This window comes from Lederbergia wuyishanensis (assembly GCF_022900255.1).
Lineage (GTDB): Bacteria > Bacillota > Bacilli > Bacillales > Bacillaceae_C > Lederbergia > Lederbergia wuyishanensis.
The window spans coordinates 53,486-67,501 of record NZ_JALIRM010000015.1 but is presented as its reverse complement, the minus strand read 5'-3'; the positions used below and the strand labels follow the sequence as shown (position 1 = coordinate 67,501).

Sequence of the window (14,016 nt, the reverse complement as noted above, 5' to 3'; positions counted from 1 at the left end):
GATTCATTTTTTCATATAAAAAAACCTCTATAATTTTACATAGAGGTTTTCAATAAAATTCATTTTTTACAAACCGTTAATAAATTCCTCAATCTCTTCCAACGTCTTACGATCTTTGCTGACGAAGCGACCTGCTTCCTCCCCGCTATGGTATGCGATAAAGCTTGGAATTCCAAAGATGTTAAGCTCGCCACATAAATCAATAAATTGATCTCGATCTACTTCGATAAAAGTGTATTCTGGATAATCTGCTTCAAGTCTTGGTAAAAATGGTTCAATGAATCTACAGTCTCCACACCAGTCTGCAGAAAACATAAAAATTGTTCGTTCTTCATTTTTTAATGTCTCAAATTGTTCTACTGATTGCAATTTTTCCATATTACTTTCCTCCTGTGTTGATTAACATTTGGCCTGGTTTAATCCAGCCCCGCTTTCTCATAAATTCCGATATGATTAAGCTTATCACAGCAGGACCAATAATATGGAGCAAAATGACTTGAAGCAATACGGTAGTCGAAAAACCCATAGTGGTAAATGTCATAATTTGTCCAACGAATCCACTCGTTCCCATTCCTGCACCTGCCGCATTGCTCATCATTGGCCAAATCGTTGTACCAATAGGAGCTAAAATAATTCCGGCAATCGTAGGAGGAATAAGGATAAGTGGATATCGAATAATATTTGGTACTTGGAGCATCGAAGTTCCAATTCCAATGGCAAACAATCCGCCGATTTTGTTTTCACGATAGCTTGTTACTGCAAAACCAATCATCTGTGCACTACAGCCGATTGTCGCAGCCCCAGCAGCGAGTCCATGTAAATCGAGCATTAAGGCAATTGCAGCGCTTGATATTGGTGCCGTCAAAGCAAGACCCATTAACGTAGCTACAAGAATTCCCATCAAAATCGGTTTTTGTTCCGTCCCCCACACAATCCAACTTCCGAACATTGTCATAAATTCTCCAATAGCAGGACCAATAAATTTGGCTATCGCAAAGCCTGTGAATACCGTCACAAAAGGAGTCACAATAATATCTACTTTCGTTTCCTTGCTAACCATTTTACCTATCTCTGTGGAAATGAGGGCAGCTACATAACTTCCAGCTGGTCCTCCTCCAAGTGCGGATCCAGCTGCACCTGTTACTACTGCAGCAAAGATAACTAATGGCGGTGCTCCCAATCCAAAGGCAATTGCAGCACCGATAGCTGGTCCCATTAACCCCATTGAAAGAGTACCCATCTCGACGAAGAATGGAAAGTTTAGCTGTTCTCCGACTGTTTTAATAATCAAACCAATAATTAATGATGAAAAAAGTCCTAGCGCCATATAACTTAGCGCATCAATTAAATAAGCTTTGGCAGATAAGGTAACGCCTTTTCTCTTTAGAAAATTTCTCAAGATAATTCCCCCTGTCAATCCATCTCCCTAACTAGTGTAAAGACAGTTGTCGTATTTGTCTATCGTTTTTTAAAAATATCGAAAAAATAATAGACGGATTTTCTCCGTCTAAACAAAATTCTCTATTCTTGCATCATTGTGGAATTTACAATTTTCATTAATAGTTCTGCATCGGCTGCAAGATGGTTTAAATCTGATTCAGATGTTGCTTTAATCCCGCCAATTCCGACAGTCACTTCATATAGTTCTTTCTCGCTCTCGTTAATGACTAAATAACCGAATCGCTCATTTTTTTGAAAAGTTTTATTGATGACTTCTTTATCAGCATGTTCGACCACACCGTCATAGAGCGCTTTACTATCGCTCGTTTCATTAGGATTATAAAAAAGGATATAAGTGTCGTCTCCTTTTTTCAAAATAATATTGTTGGGTGATTCATCTTGTATTGTAAATCCTGTTGGAAGATTAAACTTAATGGTCTGAACCTCTTCATTTGCTTCTTCCGGTTTTGCTTGGAAAACCTTTTCTACATTAGCTTCAGCTTTAACTTTTTCCTCATCTATGGATTTTCCGCAAGCTGCTATGATTAATACACTAAACATTATCAAAGCGCTTACTATCATTTTTTTCATTTATAATTTCCCCCTACATTACTAAAATCACATGTCTATCATACTACTTAAAAAAACATCTTGACAACCCCATCCCCCAACAAAGAAAGTATTGGAAAAAAATGATACAATGTCATGTAATACATATAGGAGGGATAAGTGATGAGGCTAACCGTCTATTTAGCAGGTGAAATTCATAGTGATTGGCGTGAAGAAATTAAGGAAAAGGCAAAAGCATTACAACTTCCGGTTGATTTTGTAGGACCAATGCAAGATCATGATCGTTCCGATGCGATCGGAGAAGAAATTCTCGGGTCACAGCCTAATGCCATTTTCCGTGATGCGGCAGCTTCTAGTTTTAATAATTTGCGCACCCAAGTGCTTATGCAAAAGGCCGATTTAGTCATTGCTTTATTTGGTGAGAAGTATAAACAATGGAACACAGCTATGGATGCAAGCGCCGCCATAACACTTGGAAAACCTTTAATTATCATACGTCCTGAAGAATTACATCATCCGCTTAAAGAATTATCTAGAAGGGCAAATGCGACGGTTGAAACGGTAAACCAAGCGATAAAAGCTCTTACTTATATTTTTGAATAATTTTCGATGTTGGAGACTGGGTTTATTTATGCCAGTCTCCTCTTTGTCCAACAAGTAATTTCATTATATGCATGAACATCTCATCACGATTGACCATTCCATGGGTAAAAATACCAATCGCTCCTTCTTTCGAACGTACATTTTTATTTTTACTATAATCCTCCATAACTGGACCTAATTCTTCTCCCGCTCGCAGACGTTCAGCAATCTCTTCAGGTAGTTTAATTCTTGCCCCGCCAGCAACTATCGTTTCTTTGCTTCTTTCTGCTAACGCACCATAGTTGATTAAAAAAAGACCGTTTGGCGTTTCCGTTACTCCACCTTCAAGACCTATAGCAATATCTACTTCACCTAGAGTTAAGCAATATTCTGCTCTATTCATTGCCCCTCTCATTGTCTCCTCATCAGAAAATGGCATCCCACTTACATTGGATGGAGCATTAATAGGAAAAAGTTCATTTTGGTAACCTATATCCCGCAAAACTGTTTCGGCTGCCTTATTTTTTGCTGCGTTTTTGGATCCAACTGCTATTTTCATGATGTATCTCCTTTTAATAATTATCATGCCAAAGAGGTGAAGTTACCTCCACCTCTCGGACTGTTGACCAACTTTCGCTTCCCTTTTCGTTCGCTTTCTTGCTGTGCTCATTGCCGAATATAGCAACTCAACTCCTAAGAAGGCTCTGAGTCCTGGAACACGGACGTTTTCAACTAATTTGATTACATAATTTAAAAGTGAAGTTATCTTTGTCTCTTACTATTCCTTATTTTTGTTTAATAGATTCAACTGTTGCGCGGTCGCTCGCTTTCACTAGCTTAACAAGTAGCTCTTTCGCAGCTGCATAATCATCAACATGAATAATGGATGCGTGTGTATGGATATAGCGAGAGCAAATACCAATGACTCCACTTGGAACTCCTTCATTGGAAAGATGAACTTTTCCTGCATCTGTTCCACCTTGGGAAATGAAATATTGATATGCAATATTATTTGTTTCGGCTGTATCAAGAATAAATTCTCTTATTCCTTTATGTGTAACCATGGATCGATCATAAATTCGTAACAAGGCACCTTTTCCAAGCTGTCCAAATTCATTTTTATCGCCTGACATATCGTTAGCTGGACTAGCATCTAGTGCAAAGAAAATATCAGGTTTGATCATATTTGCTGCAACTGTTGCCCCTCTTAGGCCAACTTCTTCTTGGACATTCGCTCCCGAATATAGGACATTAAGGATATTTTCATCTTTCAATTCCTTCAACAGTTCAATCGCCAATCCACATCCGTAGCGGTTATCCCATGATTTCGCCATAATTTTTTTCGGATTCGCCATTGGAGTAAACGGGCAAATAGGAACGATTTGTTGACCAGGCTTGATACCGATTTTTTTAGCATCTTCTTTGTCATCCGCCCCTATATCAATCATCATATTTTTAATATCCATTGGCTTTTTCCGTTGATCATCATTAAGTAAATGTGGCGGTATTGAACCAATCACTCCGTCCACTGGTCCATTTTCAGTAATAATCTGAACACGTTGAGCAAGTAGTACTTGGCTCCACCAACCACCAATCGTTTGAAAACGAATCATCCCATTTTCAGTAATATTAGTTACCATGAAACCAACTTCATCCATATGCCCCGCTACCATGACAGTCGGTCCATTTACATCTCCACGCTTTACTCCAAAGATCCCGCCTAAACGGTCTTGGACAACTTCATCGGCGTATTTTCCCAATTGTTCCCGCATGAAGTTGCGTACAGCATGCTCATTTCCAGCAATTCCTGGAAGCTCAGTAAGTGTTTTAAATAAGTCGAGTGTTTCTTGATTCATTTCAAGACCTCCTAATCATTCCAATCTATGTACAGTTTTTATTTTACAGAACTTGAAACGTACATGCTATTATTAGCAATTGAATAGTTACTATGGTTAATAATTATTAACTTTAACTTCATCAAAGTCTTCATTATTGAATGATACAATTCTTAAATGTTACATTTACGCCTAGCCGGCTAGGTATGCTTCAGCAAAATCAATAATATAATTGGTATAATACTCTATAGAGTTCATGCCAATGTTCTAATTTTCTACTTCTACCTCTTTTATCAATTTTTTAAATGGTTAGCTATTTCATTTTTGTTATTGATTAGCATTAAATTCATCTCCTCTAAATGGAAGATTAACTATCGTTCCTGTATACTAAAATTACTTATCAATTTCGGAGGTGCACTCGTTTGAATTGGAAATCATTTTTTGCTGGAGCGGCTGCAGGTATAATCGGAGGTTATTGTTTAAGTAAAAAATTGAACGAGACTATCCCTTTATCTGGGGAAGAAGTTCTTGCAAATGTAAAGCGTGCTTTTAAAAAGGAAGGTAAAATCGATGGTTCATGGCTGCAAATGAAGCCAGAGGATTACAAAAAATACGCCATTCAAACGAAAGTTTATAGAGGCGGAATTTCGACGAGACAAAACGAAGAACGCCAGCAATACGAATTCATCGCTGACGCTTACACTGGGAGCGTTATTGATATATATCCTTTATAAAAAGTTAAAGGTACAAATCTATCACTGAAAAGCAAATAAACTGATTCACAAATAGTAAACTATCGCTTTTGTGGATCAGATTATTTGCACTCGAGCAGGTTGCACTTGCAACAAACGCCGTAGTTCAAAATATGGAACGAATAAAAGAACTTTTTTTATTCATCTCTATTTCTTTTAACTGAATCCAAAACATTTCCTTCTTCGTCCCACTTTAAAGCTCGATAATGTCCATCATGGTAAAAGGTAAACCAATTTTCTGCTTTCATTGTAGATGGTATCCACACCTGCTTAGCTCGGATTGAATCCATTGGATAATCATCATAAGCAAGTACCCAGAGAACATTTTGATGAGCATGTGTAGGCATCAAATCTCCCATATGGACGAGACGCTCCCCTTCGCTTTCTATGACAATGATAGAATGCCCGTCACTATGCCCCCCTGTGTGAATCATAGTAATAGCCCCTTCAATTTCTAATTTACCATTAAATGTCACTACTTGATCTTTAATAGGCTCCCAATTTTCTTTCCAATATGTATTTCTTGAACGAATATTTGGATTTCGTATTTCGTTCCATTCGACTTCAGAAGTATAAATGACAGCATTCGGAAAAAACGATGAAAAGCCATCCAGTTCAGGTTTAGTTAACCCACAGGCATGGTCAAAATGAAGATGCGTCATACAAATGATATCTATGTCTTTCGGTGTTAATCCCAATTTTTTTAGAGATTCTGTTATCTTTGATTCCTCTGTAACACCAAAGTTTCTTTTCTGTTTTTCAGTTAATTTATTGTTTCCAATACCCGATTCAATCAAAATATTTTTATTATTAATTTGTAAAAAAATTGGATCAGTACGTAATTCAATTTGGTTTTTTTCATTTACGGGATATTTTTTCGACCATAATGGTTTTGGAACAACCCCAAACATCGCTCCACCGTCCATATGAGTTACCCCGCCATTAAGCCAATTTAAGGTAAGGGCTCCGAGTTTAAAAACCTCCATAAAATCCACATCCTTCCATCGCTTTTCATTTATTTTAACATTGATATACTATAAAAAAAATCCACTAAACGTAATTAGTGGATTCAACCTGATGGCAAATACTTCTATACAGCGTTGCTTGCCTTACTCATTTGCTCATGAAGGCAACTTCATGAGCGTTTTCACTCGGCAGGCGCTTTGATAAGTCTCTCGACATCTTTCAGTCAAAAATTTCTATAAATCTATGAATATATTACTTCACAACGATAGATTGGATGACCTTTCGCTGAAAATTTCTCTTCGTATTCCGTCATAATGTTTCCTTCAAAATCACTTTTATGCAAATCAAGACTAACATATTTTAATCCAAGACCGTATTCGGAAAAACTCACTAACGAATACTCAAAAAGTCCACGATTATCAGTTTTAAAGTGAATTTCCCCATTATTCTTCAATATTTCTTCATAAATGCGTAAAAATGATTCGTGAGTCAATCGTCTTTTCTCATGACGATTTTTTGGCCATGGATCGGAAAAATTTAAATAGATGCGATCTACATCTGCTTTTCCAAAAAACTTTTGTAAGTCCTCACCATTCGTGTTTAATAATTTTACATTAGGAAGCTCAGCTTCAATCAATCGATCAAGCGCTGCTACAATTACACTTTCCTGTAGCTCAATTCCGATGTAATTTATATCTGGGTTGGCTTTTGCCATTTCAGTTACAAAACGTCCTTTTCCTGTACCTACTTCAATATGGACAGGATTATTATTTTCAAATAACTCTTTCCAGTTGCCATTATATTGCTCTGGATTTTGAATTACGTATTGCGGATAATTCGCAATTTTTTCCTTTGCCCACGGCTTATGTCTTAAACGCATGTATGCTACACCTCATGATATGTTTATTGAATAAAAAAACCCTAATCTCCGTACACTAGCAATATTATTAGTGTAAAAAGGGGGTTTCTATATGTCACTTAGTCATCAAGACCAAGTTCAATTACTTCAGGATATATTAGTTAATCATCTGGAAGATTGCTGCGGTTCTGTTTCGGAATGTGAACAACTTGGAAGACTAGTCAAATCTTTAATTGCTAATAATTCCGTATCTCAGGAAATGCAGCCACTCTTAGAAGAGATATATACATATTGTCAGTCAGGAAAAAATTCTCCTGATCTTGAAAATCATATAAATGCCCACCAGGAAGAACTCTCCCAGTGGGTAGACCAAATTAACTCTTATTCATAATGGAAATGATCTAGATAATTAATCCAATAATCCATTTCTCTAAAACGGTTTTTATTTTTATGCCATTGGATTGAAATTAATGTGTGGGCAATCGTATACCATTTCATTCGTAGTTCAAGCTCAGGAGTTAATGGTTTACCATATTGCTCCAGCCAATTTCTCCAATTGTTTTTTGGAATATACCAATGGAGAAGCAGTCCTAAATCCAGAGCTGGATCTGCAATCATCGCTCCATCCCAGTCAATAAGATAAATTTTATTTTTATCTGAAATCAACCAATTATTATGATTCACATCACCATGGCAAACTGCCCATTCTTCACAAAGAATGTTCGAGATTTCTTTTTTTAAAAAAGAATGTGCATCTCTTACCAACTTTACATTTCTCAATGCTTGATCGATGGTAGATTCAACCTCGTTTAGCATTTGGGCAGGCCCGTATGGTGTTTTACCCATACGTGTAAGCATGGTTAAAAGAGGCTGCGATTCGTGAATCTTTTTTAGTAACTTCGCTGCCCGTTTGTCAGCCATTTCATTCGGTTTAAACTCCCTGCCAATTAAATATTGCTGGGCCGTAATTACATCCCCATTTTCCATTCTTTTTGTCCAAATCAACTTTGGGACAATTCCCTCAGCTGATAGCACAGCAAGAAATGGTGAAGAATTACGCTTAAGAAATAGCCTTTTATTATCTTTTTTTGCAAAATAAGCTTCTCCTGTTGCCCCGCCAGCAGGAGTGATTTCCCAATCCTGCCCTAATGAAAAATCCACTTTATGTTCACCTTCGTTTATACCAACGGGATGAATATCCCGATTTGTCGTAATAAAAGCGTATTAATTGTTTGTAACGTAACCCTAATTCAACAAAAAAAGACAGCTATTGGATATTATTCGACTACAATAGCTATCAGTTATTAAATTTTATCGCTAAATGTCATTTTTCGTCAAGACGTTTTTAAGGAAATCATATAATAACATAATTATTTTTTTAGTATTATTCTGCTTTTTGGATTAGTCCCCAGCTTTTAGGTGAGATTTTTACATAAAAAGGAGTTTCTGCAATATCTTCCCCGTCAGCATGGACTCGTACTGGTTGATCAAAATCAATAGAAATCTCTCTACCATTAAATGAAACTACTTCTTTATATTTTAAATGGCCACCCCAAAAAACTGACACAAATATAAAGAGGAGTTTAATCTTAGATAAACGATGGACTACAGTAATATTAAATTCTCCGTCCTGCGGGTCTGCATGTGGGGCAATTTTCATTCCTCCACCAAAATACTGTTGATTAGATACAGTAACGAACCAAGTTTTCTCAAATTTTTTTGTTTCACCATCCACCTCAAGAGTTAAAGTAGTAGGCTGATAACGAAAAAGTTCCTTAACGATATAATATGTATATGCAAGCTTTCCAAGTGAAATTGAATTCAGCCATTTTTTTACTTTTGATTGATTTCCCTTCATAGAAATCAATGCATCAAAACCTGCTCCGACACTGTTTACAAAAATTCCATTTACGCCTTGATTAGTTGTATATACACCTGCATCAAATAAAGTTTCATGAGAATCTATCAGTTCTTTTATATACTCTATGCTTTTCTTAGGATCTTGTGGCATGCCAAACCCTCTTGCAAAGTCATTTCCGGAACCTGCGGGAATATAAGCGATTGTAACATGAGGAAAATGCATAATCCCATTAATCACTTCATGGATTGTCCCATCCCCACCCACAGCGACAATAAGAAGAGGATGAGAATGTTTCATGGCCAACGATTTAGCAATTTCCGTTCCATCCCTAGTTTTTTCAGTAAAATATACTTCATAAGGAATATCTTTTAATTGCATACTCAGTTTCTTCCAAATTCGTAAACTGAACCCGTTTTTAGCAGCCGGGTTTACAATAAAAATAAGTTTCCTTTTTTCACTCATTGTCATTTTCTTTGTCCCAATCTGGCCTGCGAAAGGAAGTTGTCTGGCAATATTCCAGAAGGGCTTTCGCGCCTTTAATTTGCATCATTTTTAACGGAGATGCAACATTTCTTATCCTTTGAAACCATTCTTCATAAGATCGCTTGTCTAACAGAAATAAATCTATTGGCGCCTCAGGATAATCAATGAATCCATTTCTTGAAACAATTGCTTTTCGAATCGGCAGGTCTACTTCGTATAATTGAAATAGCTGTTTGACGATTGTGTTCATTCGATTTGCAGATATAACCGGATTTAGAACTTTCCCCTCATGATCTTGTCGTTTTTTTATCCAAAAATGATCATTCGACCCTAAATATGCTGCGTCTTCTTCATTTTCTAGAAAAGCAAGACACCATGTTTCAGTTGGGGTAAGCAGCAATACTTCAAACTCAACTGGTGCTTTTTTCAGTAGAAAAATAGGTTCATATAAAAGAAATACATTATCAGGCAGTCGCTGCAAAAAATGCTGCAGTCTCTCACTCACATAATATTCTTCATTCACAAATGATTTTTCATGAATTGTCGAACTCGCCCATTTAATTTGAAAATGAAGAAGGTGATTAAGAAACTGTTGTTTTAATTCATTTTCAGTAGCTGCATGTAAAAGATTCGGAAAATTGAATTCCTCTTCTTCTTTTTCTTGCAAAGCATATTCCTCTTCTAATGTTTCTTCTTCTCTAGAAAACAAGCTCTTCACTTTTTTGAAGATACTCTGTTTTTCGTTAGAAATTTCTTGATTTAATAATTCACTGTCGAAATGAAGGGCCCCAGATTCCCATGTTTCCTTGATTTTCTCCCACTGCTGTTTTTTCAAGCGGACAAACTGAGCAGGGTAACGGGACATATCCGTTTCATAGCGAGATACATAATCTTGTAGTTTGATGAGCTGAGCCATCGATAATCATCCTTTACATGACACTAAAAACTATAGTAATCTCCATTATAATATGTTGTATATTGATTAGAAAGTCGTTTACTTATAATTGTGTTTATGCTATTCCATTAAAAATTCATTATAGATGTCCATTATTACTTTTTCTAATCAAAAAAATGCACCTCCAATGAAGTGCATCTTTATATATATACATTAACCCATTTTTACTTCGTCAAATTCATTACCACATGGTGTGGATTCACTTATTTCCATTTCGAGTTCTTCCGTACCATCCTGATGGTAAAGCGGTTTATAAAAATTACCTATTTTAGTCGCTGAAATCCCAGTATAGTGGCAAATAAACGATCTTCTAAATTTATCTTTAGAAACATTTGGATACGATCCATGGATGACGTTTCCGTTAAAGAATAAGACATCCCCTGGTTCAAGAATTGCAGGGATAGGCTCTAACCCTTCCGGAACAGTTACCTCTTCACGTGTAAAAGATTTTTCCGGGTCTGCTTCATGAGGACATTGCAACTCGGAATATTGCGAATTAGGAACTACATATAACCCACCATTTTCTTCATTTGAAGGATCAACAGCGGTCCATGCTGCGATGCATGTGCCCGGCTCTACTTTTAAATAAAAATTATCTTGATGAAGTGCCTGACCTTTCGCACCAGGCGGTTTATAATAAAACATGCTTTGTGCAGCAAGTGGCTTTTCACCAAGAAGATTCGTCAGTACTTCAAAAACTCTTGCATCTAACATATAATCCATCGAAATTGGATCGACTTTATGCGGGTGCATGATTCTCGGATACATTTTTAATACATCTCCGTTTGCTTCTTCCTCTGTCTTAGGTGAAAAATGTCCTGGTATCGGTCCATTTTTATGGATATTCATAAAGTGTTCTTTTAATTGCTCTATTTCTTCTTTTGTAAAAAGGGACTTCACAATTAAATAGCCTTCTTTATCAAACACTTCTTTTTGATTAATAGCGGTATTTTCAGTTATCAAAGATATTCCCCTCCCGTTTATTTGAAAATTGTCTATAATTAAATAATAAATTGGTTTTGTAAAAAAGGAATGAACAAAATGACGAATAACCTTAACAATCCTGCTATTGTTACACCAAGCCCTTCTCCAGGTGTCCTTATTTGTGACCATTTTAATCAAAAGAAAGGTTATAAAGTTACTAGATATGAGGGGACGAAGGATTGGCTAATGACCTATACAATTTCTGGTCAAGGTCAATTTACAGTAGGTGATGACGTACAAACAGTTGAAAAAGGAGATCTTGCCATTCTAAAGCCCAAAACATCTCATATATATGAGACTCTTTCCTCCCATTGGGAGTTTGTTTGGGTCCACTTTCTTCCAAGGGAAACTTGGATTGATTTGCTTCTACTTCAAGAACCATTTAAAGGCTTACAATATTATAAAATTGAACAAAATCATGTAAATGAGCGCATTTTAGGTTGTTTTAGACGAATGATTCGCGATAATCATGGCATTCATTCATTATCTAAGGAATTAAGCATGAATGCGCTGGAAGAAATATTATTACTAGTCAACCAAATACTAAGTCACGATATCCAAACGATTGCCGATTCACGAGTACAAGAAGTGTTACAAATTTTTAGTCAAAACTTAAAAGAGCAACACACGATTCAATCTCTATCTAAGCAAATAAATCTATCTCCTTCTAGATTGTCACACTTATTTCGTGAACAAGTGGGGAATTCAGTTATGTCTACACTTTTAGCAATGCGTTTGAAACATGCCGCTCGATTACTTGAGTATACAAATTTATCGATTACAGAAATTGCTAGAGATGTAGGCTTTTCTAGTCCATTTTATTTCACTAAACAATTCACCTCTTTTTACGGATTAAATCCTACGATGTTTCGGAAACAAGTAGTATCTGAACAATCAAAAAACACCTAGCATAAGTGATGTCAGGTGCTTCCTTAATAGTATTTTCAGTAGTTTTAGGATATTTGTTTATTCAAGTTGAAAGGTCTCTACTTTTTCGTATTTTGGCGTGTTCTCAGGATGAGTATGATAGAGTACTACCTCATTGGCGATAAAGTCAAATTCATCTAGATTCTTCTCAGTATACTTTTGGAAATCATCATATGAGAAAGAATCCTCACCATTCCATTTTCTTGCTAATGTAATATGCGGTTTGAACGGTCTAGTTTCTAGTTGAAAACCAGCTTGAACACAGCTGTCGTAAACATTTGCACGAAGACTATGTAAAGTTTCCGAATGATTAACCCCAGCCCATAAGATCCTTGGGGCCCTCGGACTGCCAAAAATTCCTATATTGCTTAATTCTAGCTTAAAAGATGGAATATCATTTAATTTTTCTTTAACTAACTGTACGGATTCTGATAGTTTTTCCTCTGCTGCATGGCCAAGAAAAGCGAGTGTAATATGGTAATCTTCCTGATGTACCCATTTTTTAAATGGGAATGGATCATTGGTTTGTTCACTCAATTTCTTTAAATATTGCTTAACTTCATTAGGGAGAGCTAAGGCATAGAAATAATGTCCTGTCATAATCTTACTTCCTTTTTTATTTTATTATAACCATTTAAGAGTTAGTTCACTGCTTGAATAGAATTTGTACAGCTTGAAACAGAAAAGATCGCTACTAAAGGGGAATGGAACGCCCCTGAAAGGAAACAGCTCCCCTTGGAACGGAATTGAACATGCCTGAAAGGGAATGGATCACTTCTGAAAGGGAATGAATCCCCTCTGAACGGGAATTGAACAACCCTGAAAGGTAATAGATCCCTGGACCCGGAATTTAACTCTATATCTACCTCTATAGATCTTTAACAAAAAAATTCGGCAATATCCATATTTCAGGGTATTGCCGATCTCTTAAATTACATAGAATGAGCTTTTTTTACAGATTCGAATTCTTCTACAAACAATACTTGAAGTTTTCTTGTTAATTCACCTGGCTTACCATTTCCAATTTCTTTTCCATCTAGTTTTACAACAGGCATGACTTCTGAAGTTGTACTTGTAACGAAAATTTCATCTGCATTACGTAAATCTTCTAAAGTAAATGCCTCTTCGAAAAATGGAATATTATTTTGTTCGCATAAACGTATTAGTACTTGACGTGTGATTCCATTTAAAATCAAGTTCGTAGCAGGATGGGTTTTAATTTTTCCATCAACTACAATATATGCATTTGATGATGAGCCTTCTGTTACAAGGCCATCACGGTGAAGAATCGCTTCATAGCACCCTTGTTCTGTTGCAGCTTGCTTTGCTAATAAATTTGGAAGAAGATTTAAGCTTTTGATATCACAACGCAACCAACGAATATCATCAGCAACCATTGCAGCAACCCCATTCTCTAAAGACTCCACAGGTCTTGCTACTTCTTTTGTATAAGCAGTTAGCACAGGTGTTGTGTCTTTACCAGGAAAAACATGGTTTCTTGGAGATGCGCCTCTTGTAAGCTGCATATATACGGAACCATCTTTAACTTTGTTCTCTTGAATGAGTTGGTTCATTAAGTCAAATAACTCTTCTTTTTGAAAAGGTACGTTAATTTTTATTTTTTCTGCACTACTATAAAATCTCTCTAAATGTTCGTCACCTGTAAAGAGTACTCCATCATACACGCGGATTACTTCGTATACACCGTCTCCAAACTGGTACCCACGGTCTTCGATATCAATAGCGGCTTCTGATCTATCCATGATTTTATCATTAACGATTACTTTTACCATTTTAGTCAT

At 36.3% G+C, this 14,016-nt stretch carries 17 protein-coding genes; 4 read left to right on the top strand and 13 right to left on the bottom strand.

Annotation, left to right across the window (positions count from 1 at the left end; all coding sequences use genetic code 11):
• Positions 1–66 precede the first annotated feature (66 nt).
• The 3 genes from MT489_RS19125 to MT489_RS19115 form a co-directional block, all read right to left on the bottom strand.
• The gene (locus MT489_RS19125; RefSeq protein ID WP_244683159.1) at positions 67–378 is read right to left on the bottom strand and encodes a thioredoxin family protein; all 312 of its coding nucleotides are present in this window, start codon (positions 376–378) and stop codon (positions 67–69) included.
• Position 379: 1 nt separating this feature from the next.
• On the bottom strand, positions 380–1,399 hold the full coding sequence (locus MT489_RS19120) for a PTS sugar transporter subunit IIC (protein ID WP_244683158.1): 1,020 nt from the start codon (positions 1,397–1,399) through the stop codon (positions 380–382).
• A gap of 122 nt (positions 1,400–1,521) precedes the next feature.
• The gene (locus MT489_RS19115) at positions 1,522–2,031 is read right to left on the bottom strand and encodes a hypothetical protein (RefSeq protein ID WP_244683157.1); all 510 of its coding nucleotides are present in this window, start codon (positions 2,029–2,031) and stop codon (positions 1,522–1,524) included.
• 141 nt (positions 2,032–2,172) lie between these two features.
• Between MT489_RS19115 and MT489_RS19110 the strand changes: the two genes are divergently transcribed.
• On the top strand, positions 2,173–2,613 hold the full coding sequence (locus MT489_RS19110) for a YtoQ family protein (RefSeq protein WP_244683156.1): 441 nt from the start codon (positions 2,173–2,175) through the stop codon (positions 2,611–2,613).
• Between the two features lie 22 nt (positions 2,614–2,635).
• On the opposite strand, the gene MT489_RS19105 is transcribed toward MT489_RS19110, so the two are convergent.
• Positions 2,636–3,151: a DUF84 family protein gene (locus MT489_RS19105; RefSeq protein WP_244683155.1), complete on the bottom strand. Its 516-nt coding sequence runs from the start codon at positions 3,149–3,151 to the stop codon at positions 2,636–2,638.
• Positions 3,152–3,377: 226 nt separating this feature from the next.
• Positions 3,378–4,448 (bottom strand): M42 family metallopeptidase, encoded by a 1,071-nt coding sequence (locus MT489_RS19100; protein WP_244683154.1) that lies wholly within the window; start codon positions 4,446–4,448, stop codon positions 3,378–3,380.
• Positions 4,449–4,849: 401 nt separating this feature from the next.
• On the opposite strand from MT489_RS19100, the gene MT489_RS19095 reads away from it, so the two are divergent.
• Positions 4,850–5,161 carry a PepSY domain-containing protein gene (locus MT489_RS19095; RefSeq protein WP_244683153.1) on the top strand — a complete coding sequence of 104 codons (312 nt, stop codon included), beginning with the start codon at positions 4,850–4,852 and terminating at the stop codon, positions 5,159–5,161.
• A 155-nt stretch (positions 5,162–5,316) separates the two neighbouring features.
• On the opposite strand, the gene MT489_RS19090 is transcribed toward MT489_RS19095, so the two are convergent.
• Both MT489_RS19090 and trmB read right to left on the bottom strand, forming a co-directional pair.
• Entirely contained in the window at positions 5,317–6,165 is an 849-nt protein-coding gene (locus tag MT489_RS19090) for a YtnP family quorum-quenching lactonase (protein ID WP_244683152.1), read from the bottom strand.
• A gap of 221 nt (positions 6,166–6,386) precedes the next feature.
• Positions 6,387–7,025, bottom strand: coding sequence for a tRNA (guanosine(46)-N7)-methyltransferase TrmB (gene trmB / locus MT489_RS19085; RefSeq protein WP_244683151.1), 639 nt, complete (start codon positions 7,023–7,025; stop codon positions 6,387–6,389).
• Between the two features lie 91 nt (positions 7,026–7,116).
• On the opposite strand from trmB, the gene MT489_RS19080 reads away from it, so the two are divergent.
• On the top strand, positions 7,117–7,395 hold the full coding sequence (locus MT489_RS19080; protein WP_244683150.1) for a YtzH-like family protein: 279 nt from the start codon (positions 7,117–7,119) through the stop codon (positions 7,393–7,395).
• Here the strand turns inward: MT489_RS19080 and MT489_RS19075 are convergent.
• The 4 genes from MT489_RS19075 to MT489_RS19060 form a co-directional block, all read right to left on the bottom strand.
• Positions 7,386–8,165, bottom strand: coding sequence for a phosphotransferase family protein (locus MT489_RS19075; RefSeq protein WP_244683149.1), 780 nt, complete (start codon positions 8,163–8,165; stop codon positions 7,386–7,388). The two genes, MT489_RS19080 and MT489_RS19075, sit on opposite strands and share 10 nt — an antisense overlap.
• A 223-nt stretch (positions 8,166–8,388) precedes the next feature.
• Positions 8,389–9,333: a diacylglycerol/lipid kinase family protein gene (locus MT489_RS19070; RefSeq protein WP_244683148.1), complete on the bottom strand. Its 945-nt coding sequence runs from the start codon at positions 9,331–9,333 to the stop codon at positions 8,389–8,391.
• On the bottom strand, positions 9,320–10,264 hold the full coding sequence (locus MT489_RS19065; RefSeq protein WP_244683147.1) for an NERD domain-containing protein: 945 nt from the start codon (positions 10,262–10,264) through the stop codon (positions 9,320–9,322). The genes MT489_RS19070 and MT489_RS19065 overlap by 14 nt, the downstream gene beginning before the upstream one ends.
• Before the next feature lie 192 nt (positions 10,265–10,456).
• Positions 10,457–11,266: a phytanoyl-CoA dioxygenase family protein gene (locus MT489_RS19060; RefSeq protein ID WP_244683146.1), complete on the bottom strand. Its 810-nt coding sequence runs from the start codon at positions 11,264–11,266 to the stop codon at positions 10,457–10,459.
• 78 nt (positions 11,267–11,344) lie between these two features.
• On the opposite strand from MT489_RS19060, the gene MT489_RS19055 reads away from it, so the two are divergent.
• Positions 11,345–12,196 (top strand): helix-turn-helix domain-containing protein, encoded by an 852-nt coding sequence (locus MT489_RS19055; protein WP_244683145.1) that lies wholly within the window; start codon positions 11,345–11,347, stop codon positions 12,194–12,196.
• A gap of 57 nt (positions 12,197–12,253) precedes the next feature.
• Here the strand turns inward: MT489_RS19055 and thpR are convergent, their stop codons facing one another.
• Complete coding sequence (gene thpR / locus MT489_RS19050) at positions 12,254–12,814, bottom strand: RNA 2',3'-cyclic phosphodiesterase (RefSeq protein ID WP_244683144.1); 561 nt, start codon at positions 12,812–12,814, stop codon at positions 12,254–12,256.
• 332 nt (positions 12,815–13,146) lie between these two features.
• Positions 13,147–14,007: a D-amino-acid transaminase gene (gene dat / locus MT489_RS19045; protein ID WP_244683143.1), complete on the bottom strand. Its 861-nt coding sequence runs from the start codon at positions 14,005–14,007 to the stop codon at positions 13,147–13,149.
• Positions 14,008–14,016: the final 9 nt, after the last annotated feature.

Coding starts and splice junctions, on each gene's coding strand:
- MT489_RS19125 (WP_244683159.1), bottom strand. CDS start 378: ATGGAAAAATTGCAATCAGTAGAACAATTTGAGACATTAAAAAATGAA.
- MT489_RS19115 (WP_244683157.1), bottom strand. CDS start 2,031: ATGAAAAAAATGATAGTAAGCGCTTTGATAATGTTTAGTGTATTAATC.
- MT489_RS19110 (WP_244683156.1), top strand. CDS start 2,173: ATGAGGCTAACCGTCTATTTAGCAGGTGAAATTCATAGTGATTGGCGT.
- MT489_RS19105 (WP_244683155.1), bottom strand. CDS start 3,151: ATGAAAATAGCAGTTGGATCCAAAAACGCAGCAAAAAATAAGGCAGCC.
- MT489_RS19100 (WP_244683154.1), bottom strand. CDS start 4,448: ATGAATCAAGAAACACTCGACTTATTTAAAACACTTACTGAGCTTCCA.
- MT489_RS19090 (WP_244683152.1), bottom strand. CDS start 6,165: ATGGAGGTTTTTAAACTCGGAGCCCTTACCTTAAATTGGCTTAATGGC.
- trmB (WP_244683151.1), bottom strand. CDS start 7,025: ATGCGTTTAAGACATAAGCCGTGGGCAAAGGAAAAAATTGCGAATTAT.
- MT489_RS19080 (WP_244683150.1), top strand. CDS start 7,117: ATGTCACTTAGTCATCAAGACCAAGTTCAATTACTTCAGGATATATTA.
- MT489_RS19070 (WP_244683148.1), bottom strand. CDS start 9,333: ATGACAATGAGTGAAAAAAGGAAACTTATTTTTATTGTAAACCCGGCT.
- MT489_RS19065 (WP_244683147.1), bottom strand. CDS start 10,264: ATGGCTCAGCTCATCAAACTACAAGATTATGTATCTCGCTATGAAACG.
- MT489_RS19055 (WP_244683145.1), top strand. CDS start 11,345: ATGACGAATAACCTTAACAATCCTGCTATTGTTACACCAAGCCCTTCT.
- thpR (WP_244683144.1), bottom strand. CDS start 12,814: ATGACAGGACATTATTTCTATGCCTTAGCTCTCCCTAATGAAGTTAAG.
- dat (WP_244683143.1), bottom strand. CDS start 14,007: ATGGTAAAAGTAATCGTTAATGATAAAATCATGGATAGATCAGAAGCC.